14 protein-coding genes and 2 pseudogenes are annotated in these 19,024 nt (G+C 70.8%); 8 read left to right on the top strand and 8 right to left on the bottom strand.

The features are described from left to right. Nucleotides 1-2,797: 2,797 nt before the first annotated feature. Nucleotides 2,798-3,289 carry a hypothetical protein gene (locus tag IPN03_05205; protein MBK9373123.1) on the bottom strand — a complete coding sequence of 164 codons (492 nt, stop codon included), beginning with the start codon at nt 3,287-3,289 and terminating at the stop codon, nt 2,798-2,800. 481 nt (nt 3,290-3,770) lie between these two features. Between IPN03_05205 and IPN03_05200 the strand changes: the two genes are divergently transcribed. The 3 genes and pseudogenes from IPN03_05200 (at nt 3,771) to IPN03_05190 (ending at nt 6,274) form a co-directional block, all read left to right on the top strand. Beyond that, entirely contained in the window at nt 3,771-5,129 is a 1,359-nt protein-coding gene (locus IPN03_05200; GenBank protein ID MBK9373122.1) for a PAS domain S-box protein, read from the top strand. Then, nucleotides 5,096-5,533 (top strand): annotated as a pseudogene (locus IPN03_05195) (PAS domain S-box protein). The gene IPN03_05200 and the pseudogene IPN03_05195 overlap by 34 nt, the downstream one beginning before the upstream one ends. Before the next feature lie 225 nt (nt 5,534-5,758). Then, nucleotides 5,759-6,274 carry a hypothetical protein gene (locus tag IPN03_05190; protein MBK9373121.1) on the top strand — a complete coding sequence of 172 codons (516 nt, stop codon included), beginning with the start codon at nt 5,759-5,761 and terminating at the stop codon, nt 6,272-6,274. A gap of 58 nt (nt 6,275-6,332) precedes the next feature. Here IPN03_05190 and IPN03_05185 read toward each other — a convergent pair whose 3' ends face one another. Both IPN03_05185 and IPN03_05180 read right to left on the bottom strand, forming a co-directional pair. Then, on the bottom strand, nt 6,333-6,746 hold the full coding sequence (locus tag IPN03_05185) for a response regulator (GenBank protein ID MBK9373120.1): 414 nt from the start codon (nt 6,744-6,746) through the stop codon (nt 6,333-6,335). Nucleotides 6,747-6,877: 131 nt separating this feature from the next. Beyond that, a complete protein-coding gene (locus IPN03_05180; protein ID MBK9373119.1) occupies nt 6,878-8,224 on the bottom strand; it encodes an MFS transporter in 1,347 nt (448 codons plus the stop codon). 66 nt (nt 8,225-8,290) lie between these two features. Here IPN03_05180 and IPN03_05175 point away from each other — a divergent pair, with 66 nt between their 5' ends. The 3 genes from IPN03_05175 to IPN03_05165 all read left to right on the top strand — a co-directional run bounded on the left by IPN03_05175 (nt 8,291) and on the right by IPN03_05165 (nt 11,736). Continuing rightward, nucleotides 8,291-8,833, top strand: coding sequence for a hypothetical protein (locus IPN03_05175; protein MBK9373118.1), 543 nt, complete (start codon nt 8,291-8,293; stop codon nt 8,831-8,833). A 44-nt stretch (nt 8,834-8,877) separates the two neighbouring features. Next, nucleotides 8,878-10,317, top strand: a complete 1,440-nt coding sequence (gene sthA / locus IPN03_05170; protein MBK9373117.1) for a Si-specific NAD(P)(+) transhydrogenase — start codon at nt 8,878-8,880, stop codon at nt 10,315-10,317. A 69-nt stretch (nt 10,318-10,386) separates the two neighbouring features. Then, the gene (locus tag IPN03_05165) at nt 10,387-11,736 is read left to right on the top strand and encodes a sodium:alanine symporter family protein (protein MBK9373116.1); all 1,350 of its coding nucleotides are present in this window, start codon (nt 10,387-10,389) and stop codon (nt 11,734-11,736) included. A 36-nt stretch (nt 11,737-11,772) separates the two neighbouring features. Here the strand turns inward: IPN03_05165 and IPN03_05160 are convergent, their stop codons facing one another. Further along, nucleotides 11,773-13,086, bottom strand: coding sequence for a glutamate-5-semialdehyde dehydrogenase (locus IPN03_05160; GenBank protein MBK9373115.1), 1,314 nt, complete (start codon nt 13,084-13,086; stop codon nt 11,773-11,775). After that, entirely contained in the window at nt 13,083-14,279 is a 1,197-nt protein-coding gene (gene proB, locus IPN03_05155; protein MBK9373114.1) for a glutamate 5-kinase, read from the bottom strand. Before proB ends, IPN03_05160 begins: the two co-directional genes overlap by 4 nt. 122 nt (nt 14,280-14,401) lie before the next feature. Between proB and IPN03_05150 the strand changes: the two are divergent. Together IPN03_05150 and IPN03_05145 are read left to right on the top strand one after the other, a co-directional pair. Next, nucleotides 14,402-15,275: pseudogene (locus IPN03_05150) on the top strand (hydroxyacid dehydrogenase). Beyond that, a complete protein-coding gene (locus IPN03_05145) occupies nt 15,263-16,219 on the top strand; it encodes a hypothetical protein (protein MBK9373113.1) in 957 nt (318 codons plus the stop codon). Before IPN03_05150 ends, IPN03_05145 begins: the two are co-directional and overlap by 13 nt. Before the next feature lie 17 nt (nt 16,220-16,236). On the opposite strand, the gene IPN03_05140 is transcribed toward IPN03_05145, so the two are convergent. From IPN03_05140 to IPN03_05130, 3 genes are all read right to left on the bottom strand, one after another. Beyond that, nucleotides 16,237-16,668 (bottom strand): DUF2752 domain-containing protein, encoded by a 432-nt coding sequence (locus IPN03_05140; protein MBK9373112.1) that lies wholly within the window; start codon nt 16,666-16,668, stop codon nt 16,237-16,239. A gap of 4 nt (nt 16,669-16,672) precedes the next feature. Next, nucleotides 16,673-17,407, bottom strand: a complete 735-nt coding sequence (locus tag IPN03_05135) for a YIP1 family protein (protein ID MBK9373111.1) — start codon at nt 17,405-17,407, stop codon at nt 16,673-16,675. Between the two features lie 83 nt (nt 17,408-17,490). After that, complete coding sequence (locus tag IPN03_05130; protein MBK9373110.1) at nt 17,491-18,159, bottom strand: NAD(P)H-binding protein; 669 nt, start codon at nt 18,157-18,159, stop codon at nt 17,491-17,493. Nucleotides 18,160-19,024: the final 865 nt, after the last annotated feature.

Raw genomic sequence — 19,024 nt, 5'->3', positions numbered from 1 at the left:
CTCTTCGCGCTGTGCGCTCGTGGACGGGCTCGGTCAGTTACCTCTCCTTCGACCGCGCCGCGCCGACCCTCTCGACCGGAGAGGCGCAGCGGCTGCGCCTGCGACGCTCGCGCTCGGCGAGCTGCGCGGCCTCGTCGTCGTTCTGGACGAGCCGGGCGCCCGGCCTGCACCCACACGACATCTCCGCCTGCTGGGGTCCTGCTCCGCCTCCGCGGCCGAGGCCAGACCGTCGTCGTCGTCGAAACCACGACGCGCAAAGCTCGCCCTGAGCGCCGACCGGCTTCTCGATCTCGGCCCCTCGGCACGAAGGGTGGGCACCTTCCTCTCTCCCGGACCGCCGGCCGGGCTGATCCGTCGAAAGGGCCCGACGCCGACCCGCAGGTGGCTGATCGAGGAGTCACCGCCGGCGAGCCTGGGGCTGCGTGGCCAGGACGCGCAGGCGAAGGCGAAGCGCGTCACGATCTGCGGCCTCTCTCGGCATTCCGTCGTCGACGCTTCGCTCCACGCTTCGCCTCCGGTCAATCAATCTGTACCAATCGGGGGTCGCAGGCGCCATCAACCTCGCTGCTCGCAGCCGTCGTCGAGGCTGCGTATCGACGGCCCCTTCCCGCGGATCGTGACGGTCGACGCGGACCCGATCGGTCGGCCGCACGCTCGAACCCGGCGGCCTACACCGGCGCCTTCATCACATCCGCGACCTCTTCGCCGCGACGGCCCAGGCCCAGGCGCTGGGGTTCGGCAAGAGGCACTTCTCGTTCCAGCACGGCCGGGGCCGGTGCGGAGTCGTGTGAGGGCGCGGGAGTCGAAGTCGGAATGCGCTACCTCGGCTCAGTCGACCTCGTCTGCGACGCCTGCGCGGAGCCGGCGCTTCGCATCCGACGTCCTCACGGTGCGGCTCGACGGGCGCAGGACATCGCGGACGTTCTCGCCGGAAGCATCGAGGCCGCAGCCGGGGCTCTTCCGCGGGCACCGGAAGCTCTCGCACATCCTGACCGCTCGTCGACCTCGGCCTGGGCTATCTCCCGCTCGGCCCAGCGCGCGACGGCGCTCGGGGGCGAAGCCCAACGCATCAAACTCGCGACCGGGCTCGCGAAGGCGGCGGCCCAGCCCTCGTCGTCCTCGACGGACCGACGATCAGCCTCCACGCGGCCGACGTGACGGTCCTCGTGACGGCGTTCCAGCGCCTCTCTGCCGGTGGGCACACCCTCCTCGTGGCGATCGACCTCAGGCTCGTGCGCGGGCCGACCGGATCTGAGATCGGTCAGCAGCAGTCCCCGAAGAGGACGCGTCCTCGTCGCGGGAACGGTCGCCGAGATCGCGGCGTGCCCGAAGCGCCCACCGGCGCAGCGCTCCGCGGTGAGTTCTCCATCCGGCAGGCCGTCGACGGGAGCCTTCGGTGCGGACCGGGCCGGGACGGCCCGGCACCCCGGGTCGAAACGTCCCCCTCTCGCTCACCGGCGTCGACCCACGACCTGCGCGGCGTGACGGCCTCGTTCCCAGCCCCCGGCTTCACCGTCGTGACAGGCCCCTCGGGTTCCCCGGGAAGTCCTCCTCGTCTTCGACAGCGCTCTGGCGGAATCAGGCGCGCTTCGCCGATCTCGTCTCTCCCTGGGCGCGCCGTTTCCTCCCGATGCGCGGCGGCTGGCTCGATACCGCCGAAACCTGGGGCCCGCGATCGCCGTTCCCGCGCAGCCGGGCTGGCGAGGCTCGCAGACGACCGTCGGAGCGGTGACCGAGATCGACGAGCTGCTCCGCCTCCTCTTCGCCGGGCCGGCTCGCGGCCGTGTCCCCCGATGCGGGCTCCCAGGCTTCAGGCCCGGCGTGCGCGTGCGGGAGAGGGCTCGAGCCGCTCCTGGGCCGCCGACTTCTCGCCCCCTCCGAGCGCGGCGCGTGCCTGTCTGTGCCGGGGCTCAGGATTCCGCCCAGGCCTGCGACCCCTCGCGCCTCGTGACGCCCCGATCGACCCCTGGACGGCGGGGCTCTCGGGGAGCGCGGTTCAGCGCCACCTGTCCAGGCCCGACGGCCAGGCACGTCGCCACCTTCAGGCCGCCGCCGAAGCTCTCCAGCCTGGCGGTGGCTCCCGGAATGGCGTGAAGCTTTCCCTCGAGGCGCAGAAGCTCGCGATGGCGCGGGCGACCAGCTGTTCGCAGTCGAATGGAGCTACCGCCGCGGAAAACGCAGCGGCGTCCATCGCTTCGAGGCCACGCGCGCTGGGCCGGGTTCGCCGGGCTCATCGGGCCGAGGCTGCGAGAGGTCCACGCGGACGAAGCGCGGCGAGAGTCCCGGACCGCTCCCTCGTCGGCCAGCGGTGCGCGGTTTGCGGCGGCGAACGGCTGAAAGCCCGCACCGCGCGCGGTGACCTGCGCGGCCTTCCAGGCGCCCGGAGCGCGCGTCGCGCCGCGACGCCCGACTCTCGGCGTGTGGCTCGACGGTCTCAGGCAGGGTGCCGCCGCTTTGCGCGGGTCTCTCCCGGAATCCTCTCTCCCGGCCCCGATCCGGCTCGACCTCGGCCGCCGCGTGCAGGCCCCTCTGCGACACCGGCCTCGGCTACCTCGCTCCGGCGCGAGCTCGCGACGCTTTCAGGCGGGGAGGCGCAGAGGTCCGGCTGGCAGCCGCGCTCGGCAGCGGCCTGGTCGGCGGCAGGCTTTACGTCTCGACCAGGCCGACGCGGGGCTCCACCCCGCGACTGCGAGCCCAGGCTCGCCGCCCTGCGGAACCTCTCCGCAGCGGGAACGCCGTCGTCGTCGTCGTCGGCACGGCCCCGACCTCGTCGCGGCGGCGGACCGCGTCGTCGAGCTCAGCCCCGGTGCCGGTCGGATGGCGGGCGCATCGTCGCCTCCGGTTCACCCGCCACGCTCGAGGCGGACCCGTCGACGTACACGGCCCGCCTCCGAATGTCCACCGCCGCATCCCAGGCGGACGGCGAGGCCTCTCCCCGGCGATCACCGTGCGGGGCGCGACGCGCAACACGCTGAAGGGTATCGACGTGGAGTTCCCTTCCGGCGGCCTCGTCGTCGTCACCGGCGTCTCCGGCGGTGAAGTTGACCCGTTCTCCGAGGTCACGGCCCTCCCTGCGCGCCGCGATGCGCAGCGCCGCGCCCGTCAGGTGCCGCGCTGGCTGGGCTGCATGCGCCGTCGGGCCAGTCCTCTCTTCCGACCAGGACCCGCCGCCGCGGCAGGGCAGCGCCGTGGCGACGATCTCCGGGTCGCCGAGCGCCTGAGAGCGCTTCGCCGGTACGCCGGGGCGCGCGCCCTCAGGCTGTCCGCGAAAAGCGTTCTCGTCGCGCACACCCGGCGGTCGCTGCGGGGCGTCCGGCGGCCAGGCATCGTCACGGTGGCGATGGACCTCCTCCCCCCTGACGTGACCGTCGGCTGCGAGGCGTGCGGCGGCCGCAGTTCTCGGACGCCGTTCTCTCACCGCCTGGACGGACGCAGCTCACGGACGTCCTCGACGTCACCCAGCGCCGACGCCGCCTCCCGGTTCGAAGGACCTCGTCGAGGCGCAGCCGCGCGGGATCTACCGCCTTCGCGTTCGCCCCCTGCCTCCGCTGGCCCCCCAGGACTGGCAGGCCGCCGCCGACACGGCGTACTCGGTCGAGTTCGTCTCGACGCGCTTTTCCGAGATCACCGGTATCGACGCTGCAGGCCTCGGCTCGAAGCCGGGATCCATCGCCGACGTCGTCGTTCCCGATGATCGAAGAGGATTCGTCGCCGGGAACGCCGAGGCCGTCGCCCGATGCCTGCCGTTTCGCTGGGAGGGGAGGCTCGTCGTGAACGGGCGGGTCCGGTGCATCCGATTCGAGTCGATCCCGAGGCTGCTCGAGGACGGCGACACGGTCTGGACGGGCACGGTCGAAGACGTGACGGAGTCGCGGCACGCAGAGGAAAGGCGCCGCGAATCCGAGGCTCTCTTCCGGAGCTTCTTCGAGATGCCGCTGGTCGGCGCGTGCATCACCTCGCCGACGAAAGGCTGGCTCGAGGTGAACGACCAGCTCTGCAGGATGCTCGGATACACCCGCGAGGAGCTCGCGTCGCTGACCTGGGCGTCGCTCACCCACCCGGACGACCTCGACGCCGACGTCACCCGGTTCGAAAGGGTCGCCCGGGGCGAGATCGACGGCTACAGTCTCGAGAAGCGCTTCCTCCGGAAGGACGGCAGCGTCGTACCGGTCCACCTCTCCGTGAGCTGCGTGAGGACCGGCGACGGAGCCGTCGACTATTTCGTCGCGCTGCTCCAGGACATCACGGAGCGGAGGAAGGTCGAGGGGGAGCTGCGCACCCACCGGGAGCACCTCGAGGCGCTGGTGGCCGAGCGAACGGCCGAGCTGGACAGGCAGCGGCATCTTCTCGACGAGACCTCGCGCCTCGCGAGGGTGGGAGGCTGGGAGTACGACGTCCGGAAGGCGGAGCTCACCTGGACCGACGTCGTCCGCGAGATCCACGAGGTGGAGCCGGGCTTCCGGATGACCGTCGAGAACGGGCTCGAGTTCTACGCGCCCGAATCGCGACCCGTCATCGCGAATCTTCTCGCCCGGGCGATCGCCACGGGCGAGCCCTTCGACGCGGAGGTCCAGCTGGACACCGCGAAGGGCCGCCGCGTGTGGGTCCGGGCGATCGGACGCGCGTACGTCGAGGACGGAAAGGTCGTCCGGGTCGGGGGTGTCCTGCAGGACATCGACGCGCGCAGGAGCGCCGAGGAGGACCTGCGGCGCCACAGGGCCCACCTCGAGGAGCTCGTCGCCGAGAGAACCGCCGAGCTGGAGAAGAGCCGTTCCCGCCTCGTCGAGGCCCAGGCCGTCGCCCACCTCGGGAGCTGGGGAGTGGCACGTCGCCCGCAACGAGATCTGGGGCTCGGACGAGCTCTTTCGCCTGTTCGACGTGTCGCCCGGCGACCTCGCGACCCCTCGAGCAGTTCTTCGGCCTCGTCCACGCCGACGACAGGGAGGAGGCGCGTCGCGCCGTCTCCGATGCGCTGGGACGAGGAGGGGGAGCGCTCTACCGGTCCACCTACCGGATCGGCCGGCGCGACGGACGCGTCCGTCACGTCAGCAACCGGGGCGTCGTCTCCGCCGACGAGCGAGGGCGGCCGTGGAAGATCGTGGGGACCAGCCTCGACGTCACCGAGCTGAAAGCTGCGGAAGACGCGCTGAAGGAGAGCGAGAACCGCTTCCGCCGCATCGTCTCCGAGTCGCCCTTCCCGATCGGCCTCTACGCCGACGACGGCGAGATCCTCCTCGTGAACCGCGCCTGGTGCCGCCTCTCGGGCTACTCCCCGGAGGAGCTCCGTACGATCGAGCAGTGGGCCGAGAAGGCCTACGGCGAACGCCGGGATGTCGCGCGGGCCGACATCGCGTCCCGCTTCACCCTGGCCGAGTCGGTCCGCGAGGGCGAGTTCGCGATCCGGACCAAGGTCGGAGGCCTGCGGTACTGGGACTTCAGCACGGCGCCGCTGGGTCGCCTGCCCGACGGCCGGCGGATCGTGACCACCACGGCGATGGACGTCACCGACCGGCGGCTGGCGGAGGAGGAGCTCTGGGCCTATCGCACGCACCTCGAGGAGCTGGTCCACGCCAGGACCTCCGAGCTGGAGGCCGCGAACCGGGAGCTGGAGAGCTTCTCCTACAGCGTCTCGCACGACCTGAGGGCTCCGCTCCGCGCTCTCGACGGCTTCAGCGCGGCGCTCCTCGACGAATACCCCGACCGGCTCGACGAGAAGGGGCACCACTACCTCGGGAGAATCCGGGCGGCCGCCCGGAAGATGGCGAGCCTGATCGACGGTCTCCTGAACCTCTCGCGCCTCAAGCGGCTCGAGCTGAGCCTCGTGCCGGTCGACGTGAGCAGGCTCGCGACGAGCGTGGCGGCCGACCTCCTCGCTCTCGAGCCGGGACGCGCCGTGCAGGTCGTCGTCGCGGAGGGGATGACGACCGAAGGAGACCCCCGTCTCCTGCACGTCGTCCTCGAGAACCTGATCGGGAACGCCCTGAAGTTCACCTCGAAGAGCTCCGGCGCGCGGATCGAGATCGGTTGCGCCCAGACCGACGGACAGAAGGCCTTCTTCGTGAAGGACAACGGCGTCGGCTTCGACATGGCGCACGCCACGAAGCTCTTCGAGCCCTTTCAGCGCCTGCACGGCGTGGACGACTTCCCAGGCACCGGGATCGGCCTCGCGACGGTGCAGCGCATCGTCGCCCGCCACGGCGGACGAATCTGGCCGGAGGCGTCTCCCGGAGCTGGAGCGACCTTCTTCTTCAGCCTCGGAAACGACAGGACCTGACCCGGCTCCTCATCCCGGCTCCGCGCGGACGACCCTGTCACGGCCCCGTCCTTCGTCCTCACGCTCGCCCTCGGCGTCTCTCCGACCGCCGAGAGCAGCAGGTCGCCGACACCGTGCCCCCGGTCGTCGTTGACCCGCTCGAGCCCGGCGTTCCGACGCTCGAGGCTCGGCGTACGAAGAGGGCTTCAGGCCCCCCTTCCCGTCGGAAGATCCGGTCGCGGGACTGGGCGATCTCGAGAGGGGAGCTGCCCTTGAATGCGAAGCCGAGGATGCCCACCTCCTTCGCGGCCGCTTCGTCCACCGACCTCACTTCGTCCCGGGGCCGCGAACAAAACTCGGCGAGGGCCTCCTCGGGGTCGGTGAGACCGGTCACGCAGTCGCCGAGGTCGACGAGGCTGAGCGAGACGAGCTCGACCAGGGGCTCCTCGTCGTCGACGAGGAGAATCCTCTCACCCGACCTCCAGTCCACCATGCCGTCGTTGTCTCCCTGACCCAGGGCATTGTCTCTATGGGAGTCGTGAGACCCCGGGTGCGATCCCGTTTGCCTCCGCAAGGCGGAGGGAGCGGCTCGAATCCACGGCGAGCCCGCCTCCGTCGACGGTGTCAGGCGGGGTCGACGCTCTTCGGCGGGTGGCCCGTTGCCGTCGGCGTCACCGCCTCCAGGCCGTGGCTCTTCGGGCCGCGCTCGCTCCTCCAGAGGAGGAACGAGAAGACGAAGCCGAGCATGGCCAGGGACCCCAGCGCGAACATGACCGGGTTCCAGCCCGCCGGGTTCGTGGCGCTCGCGTGAGCGCCGTCCTTCAGGAGACCGAGGCCCCAGCTCATGCCGGCCCAGCCCACCTGCTGGCAGAACGTCATGAGCGCGTAGGCCGAGCCGAGCCTGGCCTCGGGAACGAGGTAGGTGACCGCCGGCCAGAGGACCGCCGGGACGAGCGCGAAGGCGAGGCCGAGCATTCCCATCAGGATCGTCGGGGAGATCGAGGTGCCGGCCAGGAGGAAGAACGGAGGCACGAGGAGCGCCGAACCGGCCGCCATCAGGAGCGCGCGCTTGCCGATCTTGTCGGCGAGGAGGCCGAAGAGCGGCATGCCGATCATCGAGAGGAGCGGGAGGATCGACTTGAGGTTCCCGGCGGCCTCGGGCGAGAGACCCTTGGCCTCGATGAAGTAGAGGTTTGCGAAGGTGCGGAATGGGAAGATCGTCGCGTAGAAGGCGACGCAGAGGCCGACGACCCACCAGTAGCCGAGGTCGAACCGGACGAGGTCCGACCAGACGAGCTTGTCGGTCGCGCCGGGCCGCGAGACGGCGTAGACCCTCGTGGCGCGCCTCTCGAGACCGGCGTAGACGATGGCGAAGACGAGCCAGAGAAGCCCGAGGCACGCCGCGAGGAGGAGGGGGGGCTGCCAGCTTCCGAAGAGCGACTTCGCGAAGTCGGGCGACTTGTCGGCGGCCCACGAGCCGAGCCGCGCGATGAGGAGCTGGATCGCGAGGGCGAAGGAGATCTCCTTCCCCTTGAACCAGCGTCCGACGACCGTCGTCGCCGCGACGATGAAGAGCTCCGAGCCGATTCCGAGGAGGAAACGGCCGATCATCATCCCGGCCCACGGGCTGCCGGGGAGGAGCGCCGGGAGGACGGCGATCGCGATGCTCCCCACGGCGCCGATCGTCCCGAACAGAACGGCCGAGGCCGCCACGCCGATCCGGTCGATCAGGACGCCCCCCGCGATCAGCGTCAGGAGCGCCGCGACGTTGTAGGCCGTATCGAGGAGCCCGACCTGTGCGCCCGTGAAGCCGAAGGCCTTCTCGAGGAGCGGCGTGACCGGGTAGAGGGCGTCGAAGACGTAGTAGTTGCCGAACATCGCCGCGCTGCACGAGAGCAGCACGAGCCACCGGTAGAAGGAAGGCGGCGGCGACAGCGTGGGCGAGGCGCTCGGAGGCGTGCTGGCGGGCATCCGGGAAGTCTAGCCGGTCCGATATGATCGGGAGCAGTACGGCGAATGAGAGATCAGGAGGTTTCCATGGCGAACCTGTCCCTGTCCGACTACCTCTCCAAGCAGGGTCTCGACAAGTGGATCGAGGCGCTCTCGATCCCCGACGCCCCTGCCCGCCGCGAGGGCGTCCGCGTCTCGCTCGCCTTCTTCGCCTCGCAGATGCCGACCCTCCCGACCTCCGCGGCCCTCTTCTTCCTCGCCGCGATGGATCTCTCGCGTCCGGTCCGCTCCGTCGTCCTGCCGAAAGGGACGGAGCTCGCGGCATACCGGGTCCCGACCGAGCCCCCGCACAAGCTCTTCTACACGAAGGTCGGCGCTTCCCGGCACGAGCTCGGAATCAACCCGGCCGACCGTTCCTTCGTCCGCTTCGAGGTCCTCCGGGACGCCTCGGCCCTCGAGGCGCACACCACCGGGACGATCGACACCTGGACGAAGCGCTTGCCCGGCCAGGCGGTGACCGTCGCCCCGCGCTCCAACGCGACCGGGTACATGGCGACGGCGGGCGGGATCCAGTACATCGTCCCGAACGCCGCTTCGTACCTGAAGCCGACGCAGTTCCAGGGCCTCTGAGGAGGGGGCCCGGGCGCGCGACCGGCCTTGCTACGATCCGCGCCGTGACACCCGCACCTTCCACCTCCGACTTCGACGTCGTCGTCCTGGGCGGCGGCCCGGGAGGCGAACGCGCCGCGATCCAGGCCGCCAAGGCGCACAAGCGCGTCGCCCTCGTCGAGCGGGCCGCCGTCGTCGGCGGAGCTCGCGTGAACTGGGGGACGATCCCTTCGAAGACTCTCCGGGAGAGCGCCCTCTTCTTCCTCGGCATGACCCGGCACCGGCTCCACGGCTTTCAGACCGAGGTGACGGACGACGTCACGGTGGCCGATTTCATGTACCGCGAGCGGCTCGTCGTCCAGCGCGAGCTGGACATGATCAACGCGTCGCTCGGGCGCTACCGGATCGAGGTCTTCCGGGGCCACGGCCGCTTCGTCGACGAGCACACGGTCGCCGTCGAGGGGAAGGACGGGCGTCGCAAGGGGACCCTGAAGGGCGACGTCTTCGTCATCGCGACCGGGTCGAGCCCGAATCGCCCCGCCGACGTTCCGTTCGATGCCGAGAGCGTCTTCGACAGCAACACGATCCTGAAGCTCCCACGGATGCCGAAGACGATGACCGTCCTCGGGGCGGGAGTCATCGGCATCGAGTACGCATCGATCTTCGCGGCGCTCGGCGTCTACGTGACGCTCGTCGACACGCGGGACCGGCTTCTCCCCTACCTCGACCGCGAGATCGTCACGATCCTCGGCCGCGAGCTGGGCGAGCTGCACGTCGAGATCCTGCACGACGACCGCTACCTCAACGTCGAACCCGTCCCGGGCTCCCCGCCCCGGGTGACGATCGAGACGCAGAAGGGACGCCGGATCACGTCCGACGTCCTCCTCTACTGCGTCGGACGCGACGGCAACACGAGGGACCTCGGCCTCGAGACGATCGGCCTCGTTCCCGACAAGTACGGACTGCTGAAGGTGAACGGCGACCTGCAGACGACGCACCCGCACATCTACGCCGTCGGCGACGTCATCGGCTACCCCGCCCTCGCCTCGACCTCGATGGAGCAGGGGCGACGGGCGATGCGCCACGCGTTCGGCCTGACCGGCACGTCCGCGAGCACGGAGAACATCCCGTTCGCCATCTACTCGATCCCGGAGGTGAGCTACGTCGGCGAGACGGAGGAGAAGCTGCAGGAGAAAGGGATCGACTACGTCGTCGGCCGGGGCCACTACGGGATGAACCCGCGCGGGCAGATCATCGGCGACACCCAGGGACTCCTGAAGCTCGTCTTCGACGCGGCGACCGCCCGTCTCATCGGCGTCCACATCGTCGGGCACTCGGCGAGCGAGCTCGTCCACATCGGGCAGGCCTACATGAAGATGCAGGCGACGGCCTTCGGTATCGCAGAATCGCTCTACAACTACCCGACGCTGTCCGACATGTACCGGCACGCCGCCCTCACGGCCGTCTCCGAGCTCGTGAAAAGGCAGGCAAGCGGCGCCGGCTGATCTCGACTATCCTGCCCGACGGCTTTCGGGGAGGCTCCCTCCCCGCTTCTTTTCTGCGAGGAGGACGGCATGGCGGCCATCGAGCAGCTTCTGGCCAGGGGCAGCGACTTCATCTGGGGTTGGCCCCTCATCATCCTGCTCTTCGGGACCCATCTCTTTCTGACGATCCGCCTCGGCTTCCCCCAGAAACACCTCTGGAAGGCGATCAAGATCTCCTTCAGCCGGGAGAAGGAGGGGGCCGGAGACGTCAGCCAGTTCGGCGCGCTGACGACCGCCCTGGCCGCGACGATCGGGACCGGGAACATCGTGGGCGTCGCGACCGCCGTCGCCGCGGGCGGTCCCGGCGCCGTCCTCTGGATGTGGCTGACGGGCGTCTTCGGCATCGCGACGAAGTACTCCGAGGCGCTCCTCTCCGTCCGTTTCCGGGTCCAGGACGCGAATGGCGCAATGTGCGGCGGCCCGATGTACGTCCTCGAACGAGGGATGAACGCGAAGTGGCTCGGCGTCATCTTCGCCGCGCTCACGTCCGTCGCCGCCTTCGGAATCGGGTGCACGGTCCAGGCGAACTCCATCGCCAGCCTCGCGCAGGAGACGTTCGGGATTTCGCCGTGGGTCAGCGGCGCGCTCATGACGGTTCTGACGGCGATCGTCATCCTCGGAGGCATTCAGTCGATCGCGAAGGTCTGCGAGCTCCTCGTGCCCTTCATGGCGGGTTTCTACGTCCTCGGCTGCGCATATCTCCTGGTGCTTCACTGGGAGACGCTCCCCGCGGCGGTCCGCATCATCTTCTCCAGCGCCTTCAGCGGGCAGGCCGCCATCGGCGGCTTTCTCGGCGCGGGAATGAAGGAGGCGATCCGCTTCGGCGTCGCGCGTGGCCTCTTCTCGAACGAGTCGGGCCTCGGCAGCGCCCCGATCGTCGCGGCAGCCGCGAGGACCAAGAACCCCGTCCGCCAGGCGCTCGTCTCCTCGACCGGCACGTTCTGGGACACCGTGGTCGTCTGCGCGATGACCGGCCTCGTCGTCGTCAACTCGGGCGACTGGCACGCGGGCCTGAAGGGCGCGGCGCTGACGAAGACGGCCTTCAGCCACATCCCGCACGTCGGCCCGATCGTCCTGACCGTCGGTCTCCTGACGTTCGTCTTCTCGACGATCCTCGGCTGGTCGTACTACGGAGAGAAGGCCGCCGAGTACCTCTTCGGGCCACGGATCGTCCGCCCCTACCGCGTCCTCTGGGTCGCCGCCGTCATGGTCGGCTCCGTCGCGACCCTTCCGGCCGTCTGGTCGTTCGCCGACATCGCCAACGGCATGATGGCGATCCCGAACCTGGTCTCGCTCCTCGTCCTGAACGGCCTGATCGCCTCCGAGACGAAGAAGTACCTGACGACCGGACACCTCGACGACGCCGCACCCACGGAGTGAGCCCGAGGCCCCGGACGGAGCCGCCGACCGCCGCCGTCAGTGAACGGGGAGCTTCTCGTGCCGGAAAGCGCGCCCCTGGGGGCCGTAGGAAGCCGTCACCTGGCCGTGGCCTCGCAGGATCCAGCGGTAGGTGACGAGCCCCTCGAGGCCGACCGGCCCCCGGGCGTGAAGCTTCCCCGTCGCGATGCCGACCTCGGCCCCGAGGCCGTAGCGCATGCCGTCGGCGAAGCGGGTCGAGGCATTGTGGTAAACGCCCGCGGCGTCCACCTCCGCGAGGAACCGCTCGGCCGCGAGACGGTCGCCGGTGACGATCGCCTCGGTGTGGGACGAGCCGTAGCGGTTCACCCAGGCGATCGCCTCGTCGAGGCTCTCGACGACCTTCACGGAAACCACCGGGGCGCCGTACTCGGTCCGCCAGTCCTCCTCCGTTGCCGGGGCGACGGGGAGCCCGTGCGCGGCCGCGCACGTCTCCTCGCAGCCGCGCACCTCGACCCTATTCTCGAGGAGAGTCCCGAGGAGCGGGAGCATCACGTCCGCCACGGTCGCCCGGTGGACGAGGACGGTCTCCACGGCGTTGCAGGCCGCCGGGTAGGTCAGCTTGGAATCGAGGACGATGGAGAGCGCCATCTCCGGGTCGGCGGCCGCGTCCACGTAGACGTGGCAGACCCCTTCGGCGTGCCCGAGGACCGGAATCCGCGTCCGCTCCCGGATCGACTTCACGAGGGCGTTCGAGCCGCGCGGGATCACGAGGTCGACGAGGTCGTCCAGGGCGAGGAGGGCGTCGACCGACTCGCGATCGGGGATCGACTGGACGGCGTCTTCCGGGAGGCCCGCTTCCGCCAGCCCCGCCCGGATCGCCCCGACGAGCGCCGCCGTGCTCCGGGCCGCCTCGCGGCCTCCTTTCAGGATCACGGCGTTCCCCGACTTGATGGCGAGCGCCGAGATCTGCGTCACGGCATCGGGACGTGCCTCGAAGACGGCCGCCAGGACGCCGAGCGGGCAGGAGACCTTCTCCAGGACGAGGCCGTCGTCCAGGAGCGTCCGGGTGAGGACGCGGCCTGCCGGGTCCTCGAGCCGTGCCACCGCGCGGACGCCGTCGACCATCCCGGCGAGCTTCGCGGCGTCGAGCCGGAGCCGCGAGAGGAGCGCTTCCGTCATGTCGCCGCGCGCTGCGCGCTCCTCGGCCTCGCCGACGTCGGCCGCGTTCGCCTCCAGGATCGCGGCGGCGCCGGCTTCGAGGCGTGCGGCGATCTCGTCGAGCGCGGCGCTCTTCGAGCGCGGCGTGAGCGTGGCGAGCCTGCGGGAAGCGGCCTTGGCGCTCTCCGCGGCTCTCCGGACGTCCGTGCTCATTTCGCCTCCCCCTCTCCTGCCGCGTCTCTCACGACGACGTTGTTGCGCGTCACGAGGGCGTCGTAGCCCCTGGGGACTCCTCCCCGCGCCTCGTCCGAGCGTCGCCCGACGAGCTTCGCGGCGTCGGCGCGGCCGTAGTTGACCTGGCCGCGGGCGAACTGAGCCCCGTCGCTCCCGAGGATCCTCACGACGTCCCCCTTCTCGAACTCCCCCTCCAGGGCGGTGACGCCGGCGGGGAGGAGGGACGCCTTCCCGGAAACGAGCGCCGCGCGGGCGCCGTCGTTGACGTGGATCGCTCCGGAGGGAAGGGCCGCCCAGGCGATCCACCGGCGCTTGCCGGTGAGCGTGCTCTTCGGAAGGAAGAGGGTCCCTGCATCCTCCCCCGCGAGAATCTCCTCGAGCACGCCGGGCCTGCGGCCGCTCGCGATGACCGCGAGAGCGCCGGAGGCGGTGGCGATGGCGGCCGCTTCGAGCTTCGTGGCCATCCCGCCCCGTCCCCGGGCGCCGGCCCCTTCGGCGAGCGCGCGGACCCCCGGGCTCACCTCCGCGACGACGGGGATCCGCCGCGCCAGGCGATTCCGGGAGGGGTTGGCGGTGTGAAGGCCATCGACGTCGGAGAGGATCACGAGGAGGTCCGCCCCGACCTTGGTCGCCACGAGGGCCGAGAGCTTGTCGTTGTCGCCGAAGACGTGCCCCGCCGGCGCCTCCAGCTCCGCCGTCCCCACGGTGTCGTTCTCGTTCAGGACCGGGATGACACCGAGGGAGAGGAGCTCCTCGAGCGTGGCCCGGAGCGCGAGGTATCGCCCGCGGCTCGCGAAGTCGTCCTCCGTCAGGAGGACCTGCGCCGCGGTGACGCCGACCTTCTCGAACGCGTCGGACCAGATCGACATGAGCCGCCCCTGCCCGATCGCCGCGCAGGCCTGCTTGAGGGCGAGTGACTTCGGCTTTCCCGAAAGGCCCAGCCGCTGGGCCCCGAGGCCGACCGCGCCGGAGGAGACGACGACCATTTCCCGCCCCTTCCGGCGCTCTGCGGCGACGGCCTCGATCAGGCCGTAGAGGCGCCCGAGGGCGAGGGCGCCGTCGTCGCCCATCACGACGTTCGTCCCCACCTTCACGACGACCCTTCGGGCGGCTGAGACGCGGCTGCGGGCTGCGGCGACCCGGTCCGCGGGAAACTCGATCTCAGGATTCATGGTCGAATCGTAGCTCCCCCTCGGCCGGCCCGGCGGAGCGGACGCGGGAAGGCTCCCGACCTTCCTTCCGGCCTAGAATGCCTCCCGGGCGCTGCGGCGCCCGAACTCACCAGGAGGAAGAGATGAAGATCCTGATCGCCGACGCCTTCGATGACTCCCTCCCCGGCCGCCTGACGCCGTTCGGAGAGGTCACGCAGGATGCGGCGAAGATCGCCGAAGCCGAGGTCCTCCTCGTCCGGTCGAAGACGAAGGTCACGAAGGAGTACCTCGACGCCGCTCCGAACCTGCAGCTCATCATCAGGGGTGGCGTGGGCCTCGACAACATCGACGTCGAGGCCGCCCGCTCGAAGGGCATCGAGGTCCGGAACACTCCGCGCGCCTCGTCCATCGCCGTCGCCGAGCTGACGATGGCCCTGATGATGACCGTCCCCAACCGGATCATCGAGGGGCACAACGGCATAAGGGAAGGGAAGTTCCTGAAGAAGGAGCTGAAGCGGACCGAGCTCTACGGAAAGACGCTCGGCCTCCTCGGAGCGGGCCTCATCGGCACCGAGGTCGCACGCCGCGCCATCGCGTTCGGGATGCGCGTCGTGGCGCACGACCACTACATCTCCAACCACGCCCTCGCCGAGATGGTGGAGGACGACCACGAGCTCTTCGCGCTCTCCGACTACATCTCGATCCACCTGCCGCTCACCCCGGAGACGAAGGATGATCGACAAGAACGCGATCGCGAAGATGAAGGACGGCGTCATCCTCGTGAACACCGCCCGCGGCAAGGTCGTCGTCGAGGAGGACCTCGCCGAGGCGCTGAAGAGCGGGAAGGTGCGCGCCTACGCGACCGACGTCTTCTACAGCGACCCGCCCGACCCGTCGTGCCCGCTCCTCACGGCCCCGAACGTCGTCATGACGCCGCACATCGGCGGCTCCTCGAAGGAGAACCTCCTGCGGATCGGGGACAACGTCATCGACATCCTGAAGAAGTGGAAGCGCTGACGGCGCGATTCGCTTCACGGATCCTGATCGGGACGGCGGCCCTCTCCTGGGCCGCCGTCGCCGTTTCGGCACCCCCCCGCCTCCTCGTCGCGTCACCTCCCGCTCTCGCCGCCTACGCGCGGGAGGTGGAGCGGCTCGATCCGAAGGCGTTCGTCCCCGCGATGGAGCTGACGGGCCTCTGGGACCCGGGCGAGGTGCGGGTCCTTGTCGCGCCGGAGGGCAGCCCCCTCGCCCGGCGCGCCCCCGCCTGGGCCGTGGCATATGCCGACCCTCCGGCAGGGACGGTCGTCCTGATCCCGACGCGGACGCCGGTTTGGCCGGACGACGGGCTTCCCGACGTCGTGAGGCACGAAGTGGCCCACGTCCTGACGTTCCGGGCCGCGGGAGGGCGGATGGTGCCCCGCTGGTTCGACGAGGGGCTCGCGATGGCCGCGGGGCGCGAGCGCGTGATCGAGGACGACGTGCGCGAGGCGCTTGCCATCCTCACCGGGCCGCGCCTCAGGTTCGCGCAGGTCGACGGGCTCTTCCACGGAGGGCGGAGTGACGCGAACAGGGCCTACGCGCTCTCCTCGGCGTTCTTCGGGGACCTCCTCGCCCGGCACGGGTCGGCCTTCCCGCAGCGGGTCCTTCGCCGGATGGCCGGGGGAGAGCCCTTCGAGGCGGCGTTCCGAGCGCGCACGGGCGTCGCGTTCCGCGACGAGACGGCGGTCTTCTGGACGTCGCGCCGGAGCCTCGAGCGCTGGCTTCCGATCCTGACGTCGACGGCCGCCGTGTGGCTCGGGATCGTTTTCCTCGCGGCCTGGGCGGTACGGGTCGCCCGGGGGCGACGCGCCGCGCGCCTCGCGGCCTGGGAGGCCGAAGAGCTCTCCGCGCTACGGGACGAACCGCTCGAGCCCGAGCGTCTTCGGGACGGCGACGACGAGGACCCGCCTCTCGTCCACTGACGGGTCGCGGGAGGGCTTCATCGCCCGTCGAAGACCAGCCAGGCCCAGTTCGCGACGACCGCGAGAACCAGCGCGGCCCGAAGCGTGACGGGGAGCGTCCGTGGCTCGGGCACGCCGCGCCCGGAGAGAGCCATCGCGAGCGCCACGGCACCGCCGGCCACGAACAGCAGCGCCGCCAGGGAGAAGAGCGGGTTCCAGACGAACGCGGCGGGCAGGTCGAGCCGGGCGAGGGCGAGGGTCGCCCGTCCGCTTCCGCACCCCGGGCAGGGGACGCCCGTGAGGACCTTCGCCAGGCAGGGCGGGAGCGCCGACGCCGCGCGCGAGACGAGGCCCGGCGCTGCGAGGGCGAGGGCGGCCGTGCTCGCCGCGGCCGCCCCCCAGAGGAACCCGAGCTGGACGGCGGCCGGCCGCCGCGGGTCGCCGGCCGCCGCCTCGCCGGGCTCGGTCACGCCGTCATCGCCCCGCGAACGCCGCCGCGAGACCACCGATGACGACCGCCACGACGACGACGATACAGACGCAGCAGACGGCGAACGGGATCAGGACCCCCGCGATCGCCTTCCCCTGCGTCGTCCGGTGCATCCGGACGGCTCCCATCACCATCAGGATCAGGTTCCAGACGACCGCGACGAGGCCGCCGACGAACGGAATGACGTTCGCGAGGTTCGACACCGACGCGTAGGAGACGGCGCGGAACGTTCCCTCGAAGCCGGAGGTCGAGTCCTTCGTCGCGCCGACGATCAGGAAGCTGGCGTGGTAGATCGCCGCGCCGACGAAGAGCCCGATGAGGACGAGGATCGGCGCGAGCCCGACCTGGATCAGGAGCGCGCCGGCGTTCGTCGCCATCGCTCCGCCGAGCCTTTCCTTCATCTCCGGAGGGAGGAATGCCGTCCACGCCTGCCCGAAGAGACTGCTCCAGACGCTGGAGACGGCGATGCCGATCCACGATACGAGGATGGCGAAAATGAGGGGCTCCGCGTAGTCGCCCTTCTCCTTCGTCCGCTGCCACGCGTCCGCGGGGTTCGTGATGAAGAGCTTGATCGTCTCGAGGAACGCGTTGACGAAGCCCAGCTCGGCGCGCCGCTCCCACGGGAGCCCCACCTGCGGGACGGCGCCGTACGGCGGCGGGGGCGGAGGCGGCAGGGGCGGCGTCGGCGGTGGAGGAATGTCCGGGGTGTCGCTCGACATGTCGTGCTCCTTCGAAGGACGTCAAGGGGTCAGGTCTTGATTCTCGATTCTACAGCCCGTCCGGGCGGCGCCTCTTCAGGCCGTCACGCCCCGAGCCGGTGTATCTCGTCGTTCTCCACGATCCGCACGCCGGCGAGCACGCCGCCCGCCACCGCGACCATCGCGGCAGCGACCACCTCCGACGGGACCGGCTTCCAGCGCGCGAGCGGACCAGCCATGGCCCACGAGACGAGGCCCGAGACCACGATCGCCGCCCGCTCGGCAGGCCGGCTGTCCGCCCGCTCCCCCACGAGCAGCGACGGACGGAAGAGGGCGACCCCGTCGAAGCCGACCGACTTCACCGTCTCCTCCGCCTCGCCCTTCGTCCGGTTGTAGAAAACTCTCGACCGCGGGTCGGCCCCGAGGGCGCTCACGAGGAGGAAGCGGGTCGCTCCGGCGCGGCGCGCCAGCCGCGCGAAGGCGGCCACGGCCTCGACGTCGACCGCGCGAAACGCGACCTCGGAGCCCGCTCGCGCGATCGTGGTCCCGAGGGCGCAGAGCGCCGTCCGGACGGGCGGCACCGCGACGCCCTCGAGTCGGCCGAAATCCGCCACGACCTCCGTGAGCCGTCCTCCAGCGCCTCCGAGCGGCCGCCGCACCACAGCCACCACGCCCGGCCCCGTCTCGTCCTCGAGCAGTCGTCTTACGAGCGCCCCCCCCACGAGGCCGCTCGCGCCCGCGACGAGGAATGGGGTCAGGTCTTGATTTTCCATTATGGCGGCTCGGCCGAGCCCATCAGAGCTTCTCTACGAACGCCGCCAGCTTCGCGTCCTGACCGGCGAGCGTCTCGCCCCGCCGGACGAGGACGGAGGCCTGCGCAACGCCGACGCCGAGGCACCCGGCGATCGCGGCGAGGGCGCGCGCGACCGGGAACGCAGCGCCCAGGCGAGAAGAGCGCGATCGACGAGGTGCTTGCGCGGGCAGCGGCCATCCGCTCGAGGGCGATCTTCCTCGAGTCAGGCCGCGAAAACCGCCCGACCTCCCTCCCGCGCCTCGTCACCGGCTCGCTTGGGCCCGCGGCACTTCCCTGGCCGCGGACTTCCGGGTTGCCTTCCGTCCGCCTGCGGGAGAACTCGGACCCGAGGAAGACCTGCCCGCGCAGCTGGCTCCACGGGTCGTAAAGCCGGAGCCCTTCCCTTCCGGAAACGAAGGCGACGTGGCGCCGGCGCGCCCTCGAGCGGATCTCCGTCTGAACCGCTCGCGCAGGTCCACGCGGTGTCGAGCCACTCGGGACCCTCTCGACGAGTCCGGCCGTGGCCTTGTAGCTCGACCAGGGCCAGGACGCCGCAGTTCGGGCGAAGCCGACCTTCACCGGGTTCAGCACGACGTAGCGGGCGACTTCCAGCAGGTGCGCGTCCCTTTCGAAGGATCGCCTTGAACCGGCCCTCGAAAGGGCGCCCCGCCCGGCCGTGCCGGCGGTTGAAGCGCTGCGTCGTGACGCTGTTCAGGGTCACGCATCCCCGCGAGAGGGTCGGCTCGGGCGTCTCGGACGAGGAGGGTGGTAGTGGTTCCCCATCAGGACGTAGGCGTGGAGGCGCCAGCCGTGAGGGAGACTGTCCGTCCGAGGACCGAGAGGAA

The organism is Holophagales bacterium, from assembly GCA_016719485.1.
Lineage (GTDB): Bacteria > Acidobacteriota > Thermoanaerobaculia > UBA5066 > UBA5066 > UBA5066.
The sequence above is the reverse complement of the archived record's forward strand: the minus strand, read 5'-3'. Positions and strand labels throughout refer to the sequence as shown.